Annotated in this window: 16 protein-coding genes; 9 read left to right on the plus strand and 7 right to left on the minus strand. The window is 60.2% G+C overall.

From position 1 onward, the window contains the following. Window positions 1-71 precede the first annotated feature (71 nt). The 4 genes from H8F27_RS11420 to H8F27_RS11430 all read left to right on the plus strand — a co-directional run bounded on the left by H8F27_RS11420 (window position 72) and on the right by H8F27_RS11430 (window position 3,760). Entirely contained in the window at window positions 72-818 is a 747-nt protein-coding gene (locus tag H8F27_RS11420; RefSeq protein WP_231596226.1) for an RAD52 family DNA repair protein, read from the plus strand. Further along, entirely contained in the window at window positions 819-2,456 is a 1,638-nt protein-coding gene (istA, locus tag H8F27_RS17635) for an IS21 family transposase (protein ID WP_231596227.1), read from the plus strand. Continuing rightward, window positions 2,410-3,123, plus strand: a complete 714-nt coding sequence (gene istB, locus H8F27_RS11425) for an IS21-like element helper ATPase IstB (protein WP_231596186.1) — start codon at window positions 2,410-2,412, stop codon at window positions 3,121-3,123. The genes istA and istB overlap by 47 nt, the downstream gene beginning before the upstream one ends. A gap of 424 nt (window positions 3,124-3,547) precedes the next feature. After that, window positions 3,548-3,760: a hypothetical protein gene (locus tag H8F27_RS11430; RefSeq protein ID WP_197148194.1), complete on the plus strand. Its 213-nt coding sequence runs from the start codon at window positions 3,548-3,550 to the stop codon at window positions 3,758-3,760. A gap of 78 nt (window positions 3,761-3,838) precedes the next feature. Here H8F27_RS11430 and H8F27_RS11435 read toward each other — a convergent pair whose 3' ends face one another. Further along, window positions 3,839-4,147 (minus strand): hypothetical protein, encoded by a 309-nt coding sequence (locus tag H8F27_RS11435; protein WP_197148195.1) that lies wholly within the window; start codon window positions 4,145-4,147, stop codon window positions 3,839-3,841. 31 nt (window positions 4,148-4,178) lie between these two features. Between H8F27_RS11435 and H8F27_RS11440 the strand changes: the two genes are divergently transcribed. Beyond that, window positions 4,179-4,322 (plus strand): hypothetical protein, encoded by a 144-nt coding sequence (locus H8F27_RS11440; RefSeq protein ID WP_197148196.1) that lies wholly within the window; start codon window positions 4,179-4,181, stop codon window positions 4,320-4,322. 588 nt (window positions 4,323-4,910) lie between these two features. Here the strand turns inward: H8F27_RS11440 and H8F27_RS11445 are convergent. The 5 genes from H8F27_RS11445 to H8F27_RS11465 all read right to left on the minus strand — a co-directional run bounded on the left by H8F27_RS11445 (window position 4,911) and on the right by H8F27_RS11465 (window position 8,262). After that, window positions 4,911-5,771, minus strand: coding sequence for a hypothetical protein (locus H8F27_RS11445; RefSeq protein ID WP_197148197.1), 861 nt, complete (start codon window positions 5,769-5,771; stop codon window positions 4,911-4,913). Next, the gene (locus H8F27_RS11450) at window positions 5,768-6,304 is read right to left on the minus strand and encodes a YcjF family protein (RefSeq protein ID WP_197148198.1); all 537 of its coding nucleotides are present in this window, start codon (window positions 6,302-6,304) and stop codon (window positions 5,768-5,770) included. Before H8F27_RS11450 ends, H8F27_RS11445 begins: the two co-directional genes overlap by 4 nt. Before the next feature lie 182 nt (window positions 6,305-6,486). Further along, window positions 6,487-7,152: a hypothetical protein gene (locus tag H8F27_RS11455; RefSeq protein ID WP_197148199.1), complete on the minus strand. Its 666-nt coding sequence runs from the start codon at window positions 7,150-7,152 to the stop codon at window positions 6,487-6,489. A gap of 3 nt (window positions 7,153-7,155) precedes the next feature. Next, entirely contained in the window at window positions 7,156-7,605 is a 450-nt protein-coding gene (locus H8F27_RS11460; RefSeq protein WP_197148200.1) for a DUF488 family protein, read from the minus strand. 9 nt (window positions 7,606-7,614) lie between these two features. Continuing rightward, window positions 7,615-8,262, minus strand: a complete 648-nt coding sequence (locus H8F27_RS11465; protein ID WP_197148201.1) for a DUF488 family protein — start codon at window positions 8,260-8,262, stop codon at window positions 7,615-7,617. A gap of 298 nt (window positions 8,263-8,560) precedes the next feature. On the opposite strand from H8F27_RS11465, the gene H8F27_RS11470 reads away from it, so the two are divergent. The 3 genes from H8F27_RS11470 to H8F27_RS11480 all read left to right on the plus strand — a co-directional run bounded on the left by H8F27_RS11470 (window position 8,561) and on the right by H8F27_RS11480 (window position 10,451). Beyond that, window positions 8,561-8,773 carry a hypothetical protein gene (locus H8F27_RS11470; RefSeq protein WP_231596228.1) on the plus strand — a complete coding sequence of 71 codons (213 nt, stop codon included), beginning with the start codon at window positions 8,561-8,563 and terminating at the stop codon, window positions 8,771-8,773. A 272-nt stretch (window positions 8,774-9,045) separates the two neighbouring features. After that, window positions 9,046-9,444: a hypothetical protein gene (locus H8F27_RS11475; protein ID WP_197148203.1), complete on the plus strand. Its 399-nt coding sequence runs from the start codon at window positions 9,046-9,048 to the stop codon at window positions 9,442-9,444. Beyond that, complete coding sequence (locus H8F27_RS11480) at window positions 9,441-10,451, plus strand: hypothetical protein (protein ID WP_197148204.1); 1,011 nt, start codon at window positions 9,441-9,443, stop codon at window positions 10,449-10,451. The genes H8F27_RS11475 and H8F27_RS11480 overlap by 4 nt, the downstream gene beginning before the upstream one ends. Before the next feature lie 36 nt (window positions 10,452-10,487). Here H8F27_RS11480 and H8F27_RS11485 read toward each other — a convergent pair whose 3' ends face one another. Next, complete coding sequence (locus H8F27_RS11485) at window positions 10,488-10,634, minus strand: hypothetical protein (RefSeq protein WP_197148205.1); 147 nt, start codon at window positions 10,632-10,634, stop codon at window positions 10,488-10,490. A 402-nt stretch (window positions 10,635-11,036) separates the two neighbouring features. Here H8F27_RS11485 and H8F27_RS11490 point away from each other — a divergent pair, with 402 nt between their 5' ends. Then, window positions 11,037-12,491: a Z1 domain-containing protein gene (locus tag H8F27_RS11490; RefSeq protein WP_197148206.1), complete on the plus strand. Its 1,455-nt coding sequence runs from the start codon at window positions 11,037-11,039 to the stop codon at window positions 12,489-12,491. Window positions 12,492-12,530: the final 39 nt, after the last annotated feature.

Raw genomic sequence — 12,530 nt, forward strand, 5'->3', positions numbered from 1 at the left:
CAGGTGGGGTCCTGGCTGGGCAGCCGGGCCCCTTTCCTCCTCACTCCTCACACCGATCGCCGCATCACGCCATGACCGTCGCCGCGCCCTCCACCAACGGGGCTCGCACCACCAGCCGCCCCGCTCCTCCTCGACCCAGCCAGAGGCCTCCATCGGCCCTGGAGTTGATCCGCTCTGCTGACCGCGCCGTGGAGGCTCCACCAGAAGCTGGCCCCGCTCCTCAGGCTCAGCCCTCCGGCTTCTCCCCAGAACAGCTCTCTGCGCTCTCTGCCCCGCTCGATCGGGCCAACGTCCGCCAGCGGGAGCAGGGCCGCAGCCGTGTGAGCTATCTGGAGGGTTGGCAGGTGATCGCGGAAGCGAACCGCATCTTTGGCTTTGACGGCTGGCAGCGGCAGACCATTGCCGTCCGCTGCGTCGCCCAGGCCGAACGGTTGATTGGCCGGGACCAGAAGCCTGGCTGGGGCGTCACCTACACCGCCCGCGTGCGCGTCACTGTCACGGCCGGTGGCCTGGTGCCACTGGTGCGCGAGGGAAGTGGTGCCGGCCACGGCATTGACGTGGATCTGGGCCAGGCCCATGAATCGGCTCTCAAGGAGGCCGAAACCGATGCCATGAAGCGGGCGCTGATGACCTTCGGGAACCCGTTTGGCCTCGCCCTCTATGACAAGCGCCAGCGAGAGGTGACCAGCTCAGCGGGCCAGGGTGATGGAGCTCAGCGGCCAGGCGGGCAGCGGCCTCCTGTGAGCCGGCCGGCAGCTGGTTGTCCGCCGACAATGAAGTTGGCCGGTCGGCGACAAGCTCGTTGGCCGGTGGGGTGAGTGCTGGAGACCCTGGTGCCGATGCGCAGGGACCAGGTGATGCCGGCACCACTGACAAGCCACCAACGCAATCTGTTCATGACGAAACGACGAGGCGGCAGCAGCCAGGAGGCTGCTGCCGCGGCGGCGGGCATCTCAGTGCGCAGTGCTCGCCGGATTGAATGCAATCAGCTGCAGCCGCGGGCGAACCAGCCCCGTGGCCGCACCCGCCCCGATCCGCTGGTAGGGGTATGGGAGGAGGAGCTGGTGCCGTTGCTGCAGCGCTCACCCGCGCTGACGCCGATCACGCTCCTGGAGCATCTGCAGCAGCAGAAACCTGATGTGGACTGGATTCCGCTACAGCGCACCCTGCAGCGCCGGGTGCGGGAGTGGAAGGCACTGCACGGCCCGGCGCCGGAGGTGATCTTCCCTTTGAGCTATGAGCCTGGCGAAATTGCCTTCTGTGACTTCACCCAGCTCAAGGGGGTGGAGGTGACGATCGCCGGCCAGGTGTTCCCCCATCTGCTGTTCCACTACCGCCTGGCCTGGAGCGGCTGGAGCTATGCGCAGGTGGTCCAGGGCGGCGAGAGTTTTGCAGCCCTCTCCGAGGGTCTGCAGAACGCTCTGGCTGCCTGCGGCGGGGTGCCAGGTGAACTGCGCACCGACCGGTTATCAGCAGCGTGCCGTAACCGCAACGGCAGTTTCAGCTCCGACATCACCCGCCGTTATCACGCCCTCTGCAGCCACTACAGCCTGGCCTACAGCCGCAACAACCTGGGGGTGGCGCATGAGAACGGCCGTGTGGAGAGTCCCCATGGCCATCTCAAGCGGCGGATCGAGCAGGCGTTGCTGCTGCGCGGCAGCAGTGATTTCGAGTCGCTGGCTGAATACCAGGCTTTTCTGGCCGCGGTGATTGACCAGTACAACAGGCCGCGCCTGATCCGGCTGGAGCAGGAGCAGGCGGCGCTGCGGCCACTACCGCGGTTTCGTTTTGCCGACTACGACATTGAACAGCTCACGGTGCGGCGCACCAGCACGATCGAGGTACGCAGAGTCGTGTATTCGGTGCCGCCGCGGCTGATCGACCAGCGGCTGACGGTGCGGATCTTCCACGACCGGCTGCAGCTGCTTCTGGGCCGGCAGATCGCCTGCGAACTGGAGCGGCGCCACGGCGGTGTCGAGCGTCATGGGCGGGCGTGGAGCATCGATCTGGAGCACCTGATCGATGCGCTCAGGCGAAAACCCCGGGCATTGCTGCACTGCAGTTACCAGCGGGAGCTGTTCCCCGATGAGCGCTGGTGGCAGCTGTGGCAGCAGCTGCGCAATGGCGGTGACCGTGACGCCGCCGCCCGATTGATGGTCGAGGCGCTGTATGTGGGCTGCCGCCTGGCGGGCTACGAGCCAGTGCTGGTTTGGCTCGAGAAGGCCCATCAACGGCAGGGGCTGTCGCTGGCGGCGCTGCAGCAACGCTTCCGGCTGCCGCCCCATCGCCCCCACCCGCCGCAACGCATTTCCCAACACACGCTGCAGAGCTATGACGACCTCCTTGCCCTCCATCCCGCGGCCCCAGGCGGCGGAAGCCGCCCTGCCGATCCTGCTGCGACAGCTGCGGTTGGCATGGATCCGCTGCCACTGGCAGAGCATCGCCTCGCAGGCTGAGGGCGAGGGCTGGAGCCCCAGCCAGTTTCTCTATGCCCTGTGCGAGCAGGAAATGGAGCAACGCCAGCAGGCCCGCCAGCACCGGCTGCTGCGCGCGGCCCAGCTGCCCTGGAGCAAAGCGCTGGCGGACTACGACCATGGCGGCCGGATCGAGGCGCACCGATGGCAGGAACTGGAGGCCTTGAGCCGCCAGAGCGAGTGGCTGCAGCGGGGCGAGAACGTGCTGCTGTTCGGCCCCAGCGGTGTGGGCAAGACGCACCTGGCGGTCGGCATCGCCTTGGCGCAGATCGGCCTGGATCAGGCCTGCCGCTTCTATCCCGCCACGAGCCTGGTGCAGGAGCTGCAGAAGGCCCGCGCCGAATACAACCTGCCGGCAGCGCTGGAGCGGCTGGATCGCTACCCGCTGCTGCTGATCGATGACATTGGCTATGTGCGGCGGGATGAACAGGAGAGCAGCGTGCTGTTTGAGCTGATCTGCCACCGCTACGAGCGCCGATCGCTGCTGATCACCGCCAATCAGCCGTTCACCGCCTGGGATGAGATCTTCCCCAGCAGCTCAATGACCGTGGCGGCGGTGGACCGGCTGGTGCACCACTGCCACATCGTCGAGATCAGCGGCGACAGCCACCGCCGCGCCCAAGCAAGCCGGCGCAGCGGCAGCAAATAGCCACAGCAGCCGTAGAGAAGCGGAGAACAGCCCGGGAGATTGTCGTCCGGCGACAACCTGGTGCCGATGGTGCCAGACCCCGGCGGGGAGCTCCGCGCTGCCGGCGGACTGTGCGGTCCGCCGGCTCGTGCGCTCCAGGGCAAGGCTCAGCAGAGGTCTCGGCGCCTAACCGGCCAACGTGGTTGTCGCCTGGTGCCGATCAGAGGAAGTCAGTGCTGGCAATGGCTCGGACTGATGTGTGGCTCAGTTTTCGTGTCGCCTCCAGCGTCATCGCCCCCCAGTTGTCGCCGGCGACAACTGGGGGGCGATCAGTTCCCCTCACCGGCCAACTTGATTGACGCCAATCGGCCAAGGGGGTTGACGCGGGACAGCTGGTGCTACTGCTGCCGCCGGAGCATCCTCGGCCCCGAGGCCAACGCCATCAGTGCCGGCTGACCCCGGCCAGCAGTCCCTCGATGCTGAAACGATCCGGCACCTCCACAGAGGCCTGCGGGCCCTGCCCCGGCCCCAGCTGGAGAGCCTCACTCGGGCCTTCCGCAAGCGGTTCCAGGTGCCCGAGGAGGCGGTGACCATCGCCGATCGGATCAACCAGAAGTGCCATCACGACTGGATTGAGGCCTTCTTGGTGCAGCAGTAGTGCTCGGCAGTGGATGGATGGCCGCGTCAGGAGGCTCCACCTGGAGTGGGGCCTCATCGCATCACCTGACCACCGTGCTCAGCCAGCGCAGATCAGGGACTCGATCAAAACCTGGTTGAGTTGCTCAGCCACCTGGACCTGAACTTCCTCGCTCTGCTGACTCAGGGGCAACACCTCCAGGCACGGACTCCCACACGTCAGCTGGATCTCCTGGCCCTTCATCAACGGCAGAATCCTGGGATCCTCAAAGTTGGCGCCGGTCGCAAAGACCAGATGCCTGTCGTGGTCTGCATCAAAGACATACCCCACGACGTACAACGTCCCGTCAGGGCTGATCGCGCTGGTCACCACCTCGTGGAGAAAAGCTCGGGTTGGTTGCACCGCCATCGCTGGTTGTCCTCTTCAAGCGAGGGGGCTGGTGCTGCACCACAACAGCCGCACCCTTGGGGATGCAGAGCGGTGGGCCGCGTCTTCACTCGATCGCTTCTGGCAGAGCGAGGGGCGGGAGGACGTGGACTGGTCGGGCGGCATGGAAGGCCCGGAATCACTGGCCATGGGCTGACTGCAGAGTCATGAACAAGGGCCCGCATGGGTAGAAGCAGAGGGCTCAGACGCCCCCGGCCTTTCTCGTTCCGAAAGGCCCGCCCCGCGGACTTCAAGGTCTAACACCGGGTTTTGGGGCCCAACACCACCGGTAGCGTCACGCGCCTTTACGTCTTGCCACATTTGGTGGTCAGCCGTAGGATCGCCCCCTGGTGATCTGGCTCCGAGAGTTTCGCGGTTGGGCATCCCGAGAACCGCCACAACCTGCAGCCAAACCTAAAATTGAGAGCCGTTGTACCGCAGCGCTTCTCATCCATTCTCAATAAAGGCTTGTGCTAGTTGAGAAACTGGGTGGCGGGCGCGCAATGCGCGGCGCTCAGGCAGGAAAGGGGCGCGGCGCAACTCCACTGCTTGGCCTTGGGCACGTTCGGACGACCGGGAGTGGACGGGGCCCGGCGGCGCGCGCCCTGTCAGTACAGCTGTACTTCTATGGGGTCGCCCCATAGCGCTTCATCGTCCCAGCCAGGTAAGGCCCCCGGAGCCGCAAGGCCTGCATGGCCTGCCACTGGCTTGAGCAACACGCGGGCGGGGTGAACCACATTCCGATTCATGCGCCAAGCCACTTCAAGGACCGAAATCCCATCGCCTCATTGACAAGCGCCGTACTCGACATCACCAAGGAAGCCAGGAGATACGCAGCGACCACAATGTTCAGCCCTGGCACCGATAAGGCGGCGAACAGAGCGGCATATTTGGCTGCCTTGATACCAAGGGTTTTTAAGGTGAGGTCTCGGAACTGATCCGAGGTGATGCGTCCATCACGAAAGCGCCGCCAGAGCTCAAAGACGATGACTCCCGATGAAAGCAGTGGCAGAACCGGGAAGAAGGCCCAGATTGTTTCATCAGCTGCATCATTAAGCTCTTGCATCTTGTCTACGAAGTCCTCTACTCGTATCGTCAGATCCTCATTGCTCATGCCGGAGGATTCCAGATCCAAGCGTTCAGCCAGCTCTTCAGTGACGAGAATTTCCGTGTCTGGATTGGATTCCATCCAGGCATTGATTAGGCTCGGATTGTCAGTCGCTTTTAGCTGAATCTCCCATGACTCGTTAGTTGACTGATCAAAGAGCTGGACATCGACGGATTGGTGGTTCGTTTCCGGGAACAGCGCCGCAAAGACACTGTCACCATCCGTGTTCTCAATGATCTGGAACTCCATTTCGTGGAGGATTCCTTTCACATTGTTGACCAAACCCGCAACTTGGTCATCGCTAAGGCCATCGAGCTTGTCACTGATCTGCTCAAGGGGAAGGTCCCACTCTGGTGAGCTCCTCTTTAACGCAGCCAAAACCCCATAGTCAGGCTCCTCAAGCGAGTCGGATGAAAAGAGGATTTTGGCCAGAGCGGCCAAAATGGCAGCTTCATCAAAGCGGCAGCTCAGGTAGCGAATCCCTGGAGTCCGGTTCATGATTCCGGCTTGAAGTCTTTTCCACGTTTGCGCCCCTCTGCCTTGGCTTCCCTCCACATCCTCTTCAACTCGGGTGCAGAGACAACCTTGCCTCTTGATTTCTCCTTAAGGTAGTAGTCCATGGTCCGCCCCACCGCGTAGGTCAGTCCGTAGACAAGTGGAATCGTGGTAAAGCCAGCCAAGAATGGCAGCCCCACCTTGTACAGGCCCAAAGCTGCTTGTTGGGCCAACATTCCCATGCCTACGGTCCCTAGAATTTCCTTAAGCAACTCATTGGCCTTCGCCTCGGTGATGGGCATGCCGCGAATAGCGCTCAACCTTGAGCCCATATAGGCTTGAATTGGCGTCAAGATAAAAATATCGGCGAATGGCAGCGGCTGAGCGGCGGCAGCTGCGCAAGTTGCCGAGAATATATGGATTGTTCTTGAGATCTTCTCTTCAGTGCTAAGGTCCTCCCTGATTTCGATTTGGGTAACTTCGCGCTCAATCTTTGTTTTGATACGATTTATCCAGTTGCTATTGGCGTCAGTCATGTCTCCAGTCTTCCGGGTCTTGCGACAGTTGCACCGCACCTGGGCAGGGCAATTATACAAGAGCCCGCGGAAGAAATCTAGCTTCCACCAATAGCTTTGCTCTTCCGTGCATGAATACATGAGCACAGCGTAATCCTGCTGAGGCTATTGTGGGCATTGCTACGGCATCTAGAGCTTGCTCTTTAAGCTTGTATTGGAATCCAACCAGCAAGTAGCTTCCAGCCCACAGGCCCCTCAGCCCACTCCTCTATCGGCGGGACCCAAGGTACACCGAGACTGATCACTGCATAGCCCTGCTGTCCAATGAATGTTCGAGCATTGAGCTGTTCAGTAAGTACGCAGTCTGTGACGCTGATTCCTCGAAGCTCAATACCTTCGGCTGTGGCCAGCGTGGCTTTCCACTTGCCGCCGCTTTGATCAAAACTAATGCGCTGCACCTTGCGCAGCTCAAGAGTCGTGCGCTCCACGAGCGGCTTTGCCCCGATAATGTCGGGACGTGTGTACTTGGCGTGAGAATGCAGGATCCTGGCTGAGTTACAGAGGTAGGGTTGAAGATCTTTGACGCCAGCTACACTTAGTTTGGTCCAGGGTTTTGCCTCGATCCAGCGATTTTCTTTCGCGTGGCAGTAGTCAAACCCAGCAGGACCATCGTGAGCCAGATCCATCTGGATTAGATCCAGGGGTTGCGGCTCTTGGCCATTTACCTGACGTTCGCGAAGCGGCACCTCCCCTTTTGGGGTATGGCGGCTTACGGGGCGCACCCACTGCCCGGTACGCACGTCGATGCCGGCGATGCAGCGTTCGCCCTCCTTTTTAGAGTTGGCCAGACAGAGCACAGTAGTTTCCATCCCTCAGAGGTGCACGATCTCTACTCCTCCTCCAAGATGATTCTTGAAGAACTCTGCTGCCAGCCTTCTGTGGCAATGGTGTGGAGTTGGCTCACTGCAAAGCAAGCAAGCCCCATCCAACATGTCGGCTGGAAAGAGCTCTTCAACATGGCGCTTGTCGATCAGATCGTTGTAAGCGTTGGCATATATATCCCAGCTGATCTCACCTTTTTTGTAGCTCTTTAGAATGTCGTCAGTAGGCGCAAGCTTCAGGGCATGATCATAGCTTACCCCCGCCACCTTTTCCAGGAAGAATGCAAGATCATCCTTCTTGGTGAATCCCGCTAGCTGCGAAACATTGTTCAGTCGCGTGTCCAGCACTTTATTTACGCCACTCTTCTGTATTAATTCAAAGAACTGTTTGGCATTCTTCTTGGTGAACCCAATCGTGTAGAGCGTGATCTTCTTGCTCATGGGAATGTCTCAGGCGGCAATCAGTGGTTTGGTGTAAGCAATCCGCCGCCCTTGTTGGCGGTAGGCCTCATCAAGCTCGTCCTCTGGGCTGATTAGTCGGCCCTGAGTGACCTCGCGACCTAGAAGATCCAACTGGACATCTCCTCCTGAGACCTCCAAGATGCCGAGTCTCTGCAAGGCCCGGCGCATGCGGTGCTCAAGCTCCTGATGGCTCTCCAGTGATCCATCGCCAAGGATGTGCTGCACGTCCACCCCCCTGGCCTGAAGGTGCCGGCTTACCAGGATCGCCCGATGGCAAGTCAAGGGGTCCCGCTCTGCGCATAGCAGCGCCAGGGTCAGCCCTCGTCCAAGTCCCTTCAGCACCCGGCTCAGGCCTTGTTGGAAGGCTGGCAACTGAGCCACACGCTCATAGGCAGCCTGCAGCCCGTCGTAGGCCGATTCCTCCTCCCGCCTAGCGCCCAGCTCCTCTCCCAGAAACACATAGCGGATGCCGTGCTTGGGAAACTCCGCCTCAAGCTCAGGCCTGTTGAACTGGGGTAGGCGGCGGCTGTAAGGCATGGAGCGGACATCCGCCACCGCGTTGATGCCATGCAGCTGCAGCAGCCCCACCAGCTGGCTCAGGGTCTGGTTGGAGTGGCCCACCGTGTAGAGACGCACGGGCTACAAGCTGCTCAGCCCCCCATTCTGTCAAAGAAGCCCCGGATCGAGCAGGGTCTTGCTGGTCCTTCAGTTGCGGACTGGCATCTCGGCGTCCCTGGCCTCAACTCGACTCCATGGGAAGCGTTGTGGTCAGTCATGGTGGGGCAGGCCACGGGGCTGGCGATCACGCCACACGGCCTGCCCCGGCTTGCGCACCGCGCAAGGGCTGACGCGAGTCGCTCCGCTGCGCTGCGCGCCCCTTGCGCGGCGCTGGCGGCGCCGGGGCTGAACGGCGGTGTCGTTCGCCAGCCCAGCCATGGCCGCCACTCCCCTGGTCCGCGCCTGCCCGATCCGCATCATCTCGGTGCACCTGCTCGATGCCGCAGGCCAGCTGCTGCGGGTGCTGTTCCTCGATCGCGAGGGCCACATCAGCGCCGAGCCGCACTACGTGCCCCGGGCCGAGGCCCTGATCCTCGCCTCCAATCAGCAGCGGGTGCTTGGGCCCCAGGCCAGGGTGCAGGTCCTCTAAGGCCTCAGTGCCTCTCCCGGCTGGCACTGCCGGCCGGGATTTCCCGGAACCCTGTCGGCTGGTTCCGTCTGGCGATCGGACTGGGTATAAACCGGGAGTACCTTCCGGCCGATGCTCAGTTACACCGCCGCCTCCCATCGTGGCAACGATGGCCCCATCAACGCCTGGGGCATCAGAGGGAGGCGCCCACGGGGAACCGGAGGCTGGTGAGCATGCCAATCCCTGGGTTCAATCGGTATGGATTGCTACCTGATGGTGTTTACGGATGCACGATGTCAGAAGTGGAAGCAGCGCTGGCATGGAATGAACAACGCCGCAGACTGACAGAGTCGCTGCAGGCATTTATCAGAGATGAGCTCATAGATCGCTTCACAACCATTCCGCCACTTGTGCTCGATGGCAGCTATGTCACCTCAGAAGAACACCCAGCCAATATCAACCTTGTGATTGAGCTGCAGGGCCTACCAAGTGATCAGCAATGGGAGGGCCAAATGCTGTACGTGCGCAATGCCGAGCTCTTTGGCGCTTACAACATTGACATGCGGCCCAGTCTGGAGAAGCTTGACCAGGACTTTGTCAGCTATTTCCGCTCCTGGGATCCCAGAAAGGCTCTTGAAAAAGAACTTGACTGCAAGCTCGTCAAGAAAGGGCTGCTGAGGTTGATGTCATGAGCAGCTGGATCGACATTGTCGAGGGCAAAGCCCGCATCATCCACCGCGAGCTCTTGGCAGCGCGAGAGCTGGCGGTGGAGCTGGGCAAGGACCCGGAGCTGATCAGCACACCGTATTTCGAGCTGCTTGCCAGGCTCTATCGAGACGAGTTCCCCTACGCATCACTGGCAGATCACGCCGATCTGGTTGCTCGTTTCACAGGGCCAGGTGTGATGACCCACGAGCCACCGATTTCTCTTGTCACCGGTGCCTTCTCAAAGCTGCGCACCCAGATCCAGAAGATCGCCAAATCAATCGCTGGCCTCAGCGAGGAGAAGCGAGTTCGCTGGCCGGCAGACCTGGATCCGTATCTTTCAGGGCTTGCCTATGGAAGCCTGGTCGTGGGAATGCGGGTCCCGAGGCCAGATGATGTTGGCGCCCAGGGGCAACTGGTTCTTGAGGGAGTGACCGATGGGCTCTACGAAGCTGTCCGAGAGGCGGTGTGCAGCCTTCCTCTGATTCCCAGGCTCATCAAGGATGAAGCCGTCAGCGAAGACGTCTATTCCCTGTTCCCAGACCCAGCTGTTCGTGACACCGTGATGGTGGCAGCTCAGAAACTTGCTCCCACTCCCAGAAGCAAGGCCATCACGGAGTTGTTCCTCAGCTGTCCTGGGCAAAGCCAGGAGACACCTGCCGCACTGACGCGCGAGAGCGGCAAGATCCTTCAACGGTCCTTGGATCAGGCCTCAGGGCAGCGCTTCCGGGGGACTGATTCCTTCGAAGGGGTGGTACGAGAGATCGACCTGGATGCCCTGCGCTTCGAGATCCGAGGAGCCCGATATCAGCGCGGGATCCGCTGCATCTACGACGAAAAGCACAAAGGACAGGCGCGCGAGATTCTGGACTGCACCGTCCGGGTCAGCGGTAGCTACGAGGCCGCTGCTGATGAACAACCCAGGCTTGTGGCGGTGGAATCCATCGAGATCCTCAAGCGGCCGGCAAAGCAAATGGACCTGCTGGGGCAGTGAGCTCCGTAGAGGGACACCCACTCGCCGAATCTCGGCTCAGCTGAGCCCCACATACACCGGCTGGAACCACTGCATCCGCCGGCTCTGGCGTTTCTCGCCATGCAGGACGGTGTGCCAGTGGCCTCGGCGCCAGTGGGGCAGGCGAGAGGTGTTGCCGCTACTGCTGCTGGAAGGATCACCCAATGGTGCCTGGGAGCTAGATGCAGTGCACCGAGGCTGGCTATTGGGATCAGATGCACTGTGCCCGGAGAAAGCCGATATGCGGCGGGCATTACGTATGGCAGCCATTGAGGCCAGGCTTCTATGCAGTATCTGCATGAATTCCAGATTTCATGCTTCGGCTGTCTCATGCGGGGGCATGGGGGATGGCCGCGCAGCTTTTCCGGGGCAAGATATGAGGATCAAACCAGTCGAACTCCCATATTCGCTAGGATAGTGCCCGCAATACAATGAATGCACCCATCGCCAAAGGTCTCTGTCGATCCGGGCCTGACGGACTGGACATCCTTTCACAGATTCTCATGAGCCGGGCTCAAGGCGGTCAGTACAGCAATAGCGAGTCTTATAAAAAAGCAGGAACTCTCGGTGGATGACATCAAGGGGATTGTTGACAATCTCAAATCCATGCACGCTGTTGAGGCCATAGGGGTCCAAGCAGCTGGTAAGAAATTCAAGGCGCAACTCTCTCCACTGTCAGAAGAGCTTGAGAGACGGATAGATAGAGCGGTAGCTGAACTTGAGCGGCAGGAGCAACAGGTCATCACACTTTATCCCGCTCCGATAGTCACAGCAGGCAAGCAGGTTCGTTGGTACCTTGGGCCGACTGAGAGTTCTTCACCCAACTGGAATGCATACCGTGAGCACCTCAGGCGAAAGGGATGGAGTACTGAAGTCATTCAATCCATTGACAGGGCATCAACGAAGATCACGAACGAACTTCTCTGTCCGAATGGCTCGAGAGAGGATCGTTTTCAGGGACTTGTTCTGGGGTATGTCCAGAGTGGAAAAACGGCGAGCATGGCTGCTGCGATTGCAAAGGCCGCAGACAGCGGTTATCGCATGGTGATCGTTTTAGCAGGCATGACAAACGTGCTCAGACAGCAGACTCAGGTCAGGTTGTTGTCTGACGTCGTCAGCCACAATCCTTCGCTGTGGCTTGAAGGAACGACGGTCGAGAGTGACTTCAAGCCTGGAAGCGCTCCGAAGCTGCCAACAGCCGGACGTGGGAAATGCTCTCTTTTCGTGGTGAAGAAAAATGCGGCTGTTCTCAGAAGACTCAAGAAAGCACTCAACAAGCTTTCTGAGATCGAGCGAAAAAGCCTGCCGACGCTCATCATCGACGACGAGTGCGATCTGGCAAGTATCAACACTGCAGCCTACCGAAGCTCAGTCACCAGAATCAACGGGCTGATCCGTGATCTCTGCGAAAAACTACCTAAGGTCACCTACGTCGGTTACACAGCGACGCCATACGCGAATGTGCTGATGGCTGAGACCTCGGTGGATGGAAGTCGAGATCTCTACCCAAGTGAGTTCATCATTTCACTGGATGAGCCCGAGGGGTATTTCGGCGCACGGAGGCTCTTTGGCGATGATACTGATGCCGAAAGAGATACCGAACTCCCGTATATCCGAAGAGTACCCGAGGAAGACCGTACCAATCTTCAACCGCCTTCGCGAAAGGATCGAGAAACATTCGCCGCAGGGCTGACGTCGAGTCTCAGCGACGCCTGCGACTGGTTTCTGCTTTCCCTTGCAGCAAGAAGAGCCCGCGGGCAAGCGCAGTCGCATTGCTGCATGCTCATTCATACCACGATCTATGCGGCCTGCCATCGGCAGATCCGTCGGATGATCGAGCGTGCATGGCTGATACCGACACGTGAAGCGCTACGAAACAACGATCAGGAAAGGATCGGGCAGCTGCAAGCCATGTGGGAACGAGAATCCTCAGTGCTTGATAGCGACAGGCGTGCCGATCTCGATTGTCCTGAAGAACCTGAGAGTTTTGACAAGCTCACTGCATTCCTAAGAGTTTGCTGAAAAACCAGGCGTGCGCGAAAATGGGTAAACCGCCCAGTC

This window comes from Synechococcus sp. CBW1108 (assembly GCF_015840335.1).
Classification (GTDB): Bacteria; Cyanobacteriota; Cyanobacteriia; order PCC-6307; family Cyanobiaceae; genus Cyanobium_A.

Coding starts and splice junctions, on each gene's coding strand:
- H8F27_RS11470 (WP_231596228.1), top strand. CDS start 8,561: ATGGCCGCCACTCCCCTGGTCCGCGCCTGCCCGATCCGCATCATCTCG.
- H8F27_RS11460 (WP_197148200.1), bottom strand. CDS start 7,605: ATGAGCAAGAAGATCACGCTCTACACGATTGGGTTCACCAAGAAGAAT.
- H8F27_RS11450 (WP_197148198.1), bottom strand. CDS start 6,304: ATGACTGACGCCAATAGCAACTGGATAAATCGTATCAAAACAAAGATT.
- H8F27_RS11480 (WP_197148204.1), top strand. CDS start 9,441: ATGAGCAGCTGGATCGACATTGTCGAGGGCAAAGCCCGCATCATCCAC.
- H8F27_RS11435 (WP_197148195.1), bottom strand. CDS start 4,147: ATGGCGGTGCAACCAACCCGAGCTTTTCTCCACGAGGTGGTGACCAGC.
- H8F27_RS11420 (WP_231596226.1), top strand. CDS start 72: ATGACCGTCGCCGCGCCCTCCACCAACGGGGCTCGCACCACCAGCCGC.
- H8F27_RS11455 (WP_197148199.1), bottom strand. CDS start 7,152: ATGGAAACTACTGTGCTCTGTCTGGCCAACTCTAAAAAGGAGGGCGAA.
- H8F27_RS11475 (WP_197148203.1), top strand. CDS start 9,046: ATGTCAGAAGTGGAAGCAGCGCTGGCATGGAATGAACAACGCCGCAGA.
- H8F27_RS11445 (WP_197148197.1), bottom strand. CDS start 5,771: ATGAACCGGACTCCAGGGATTCGCTACCTGAGCTGCCGCTTTGATGAA.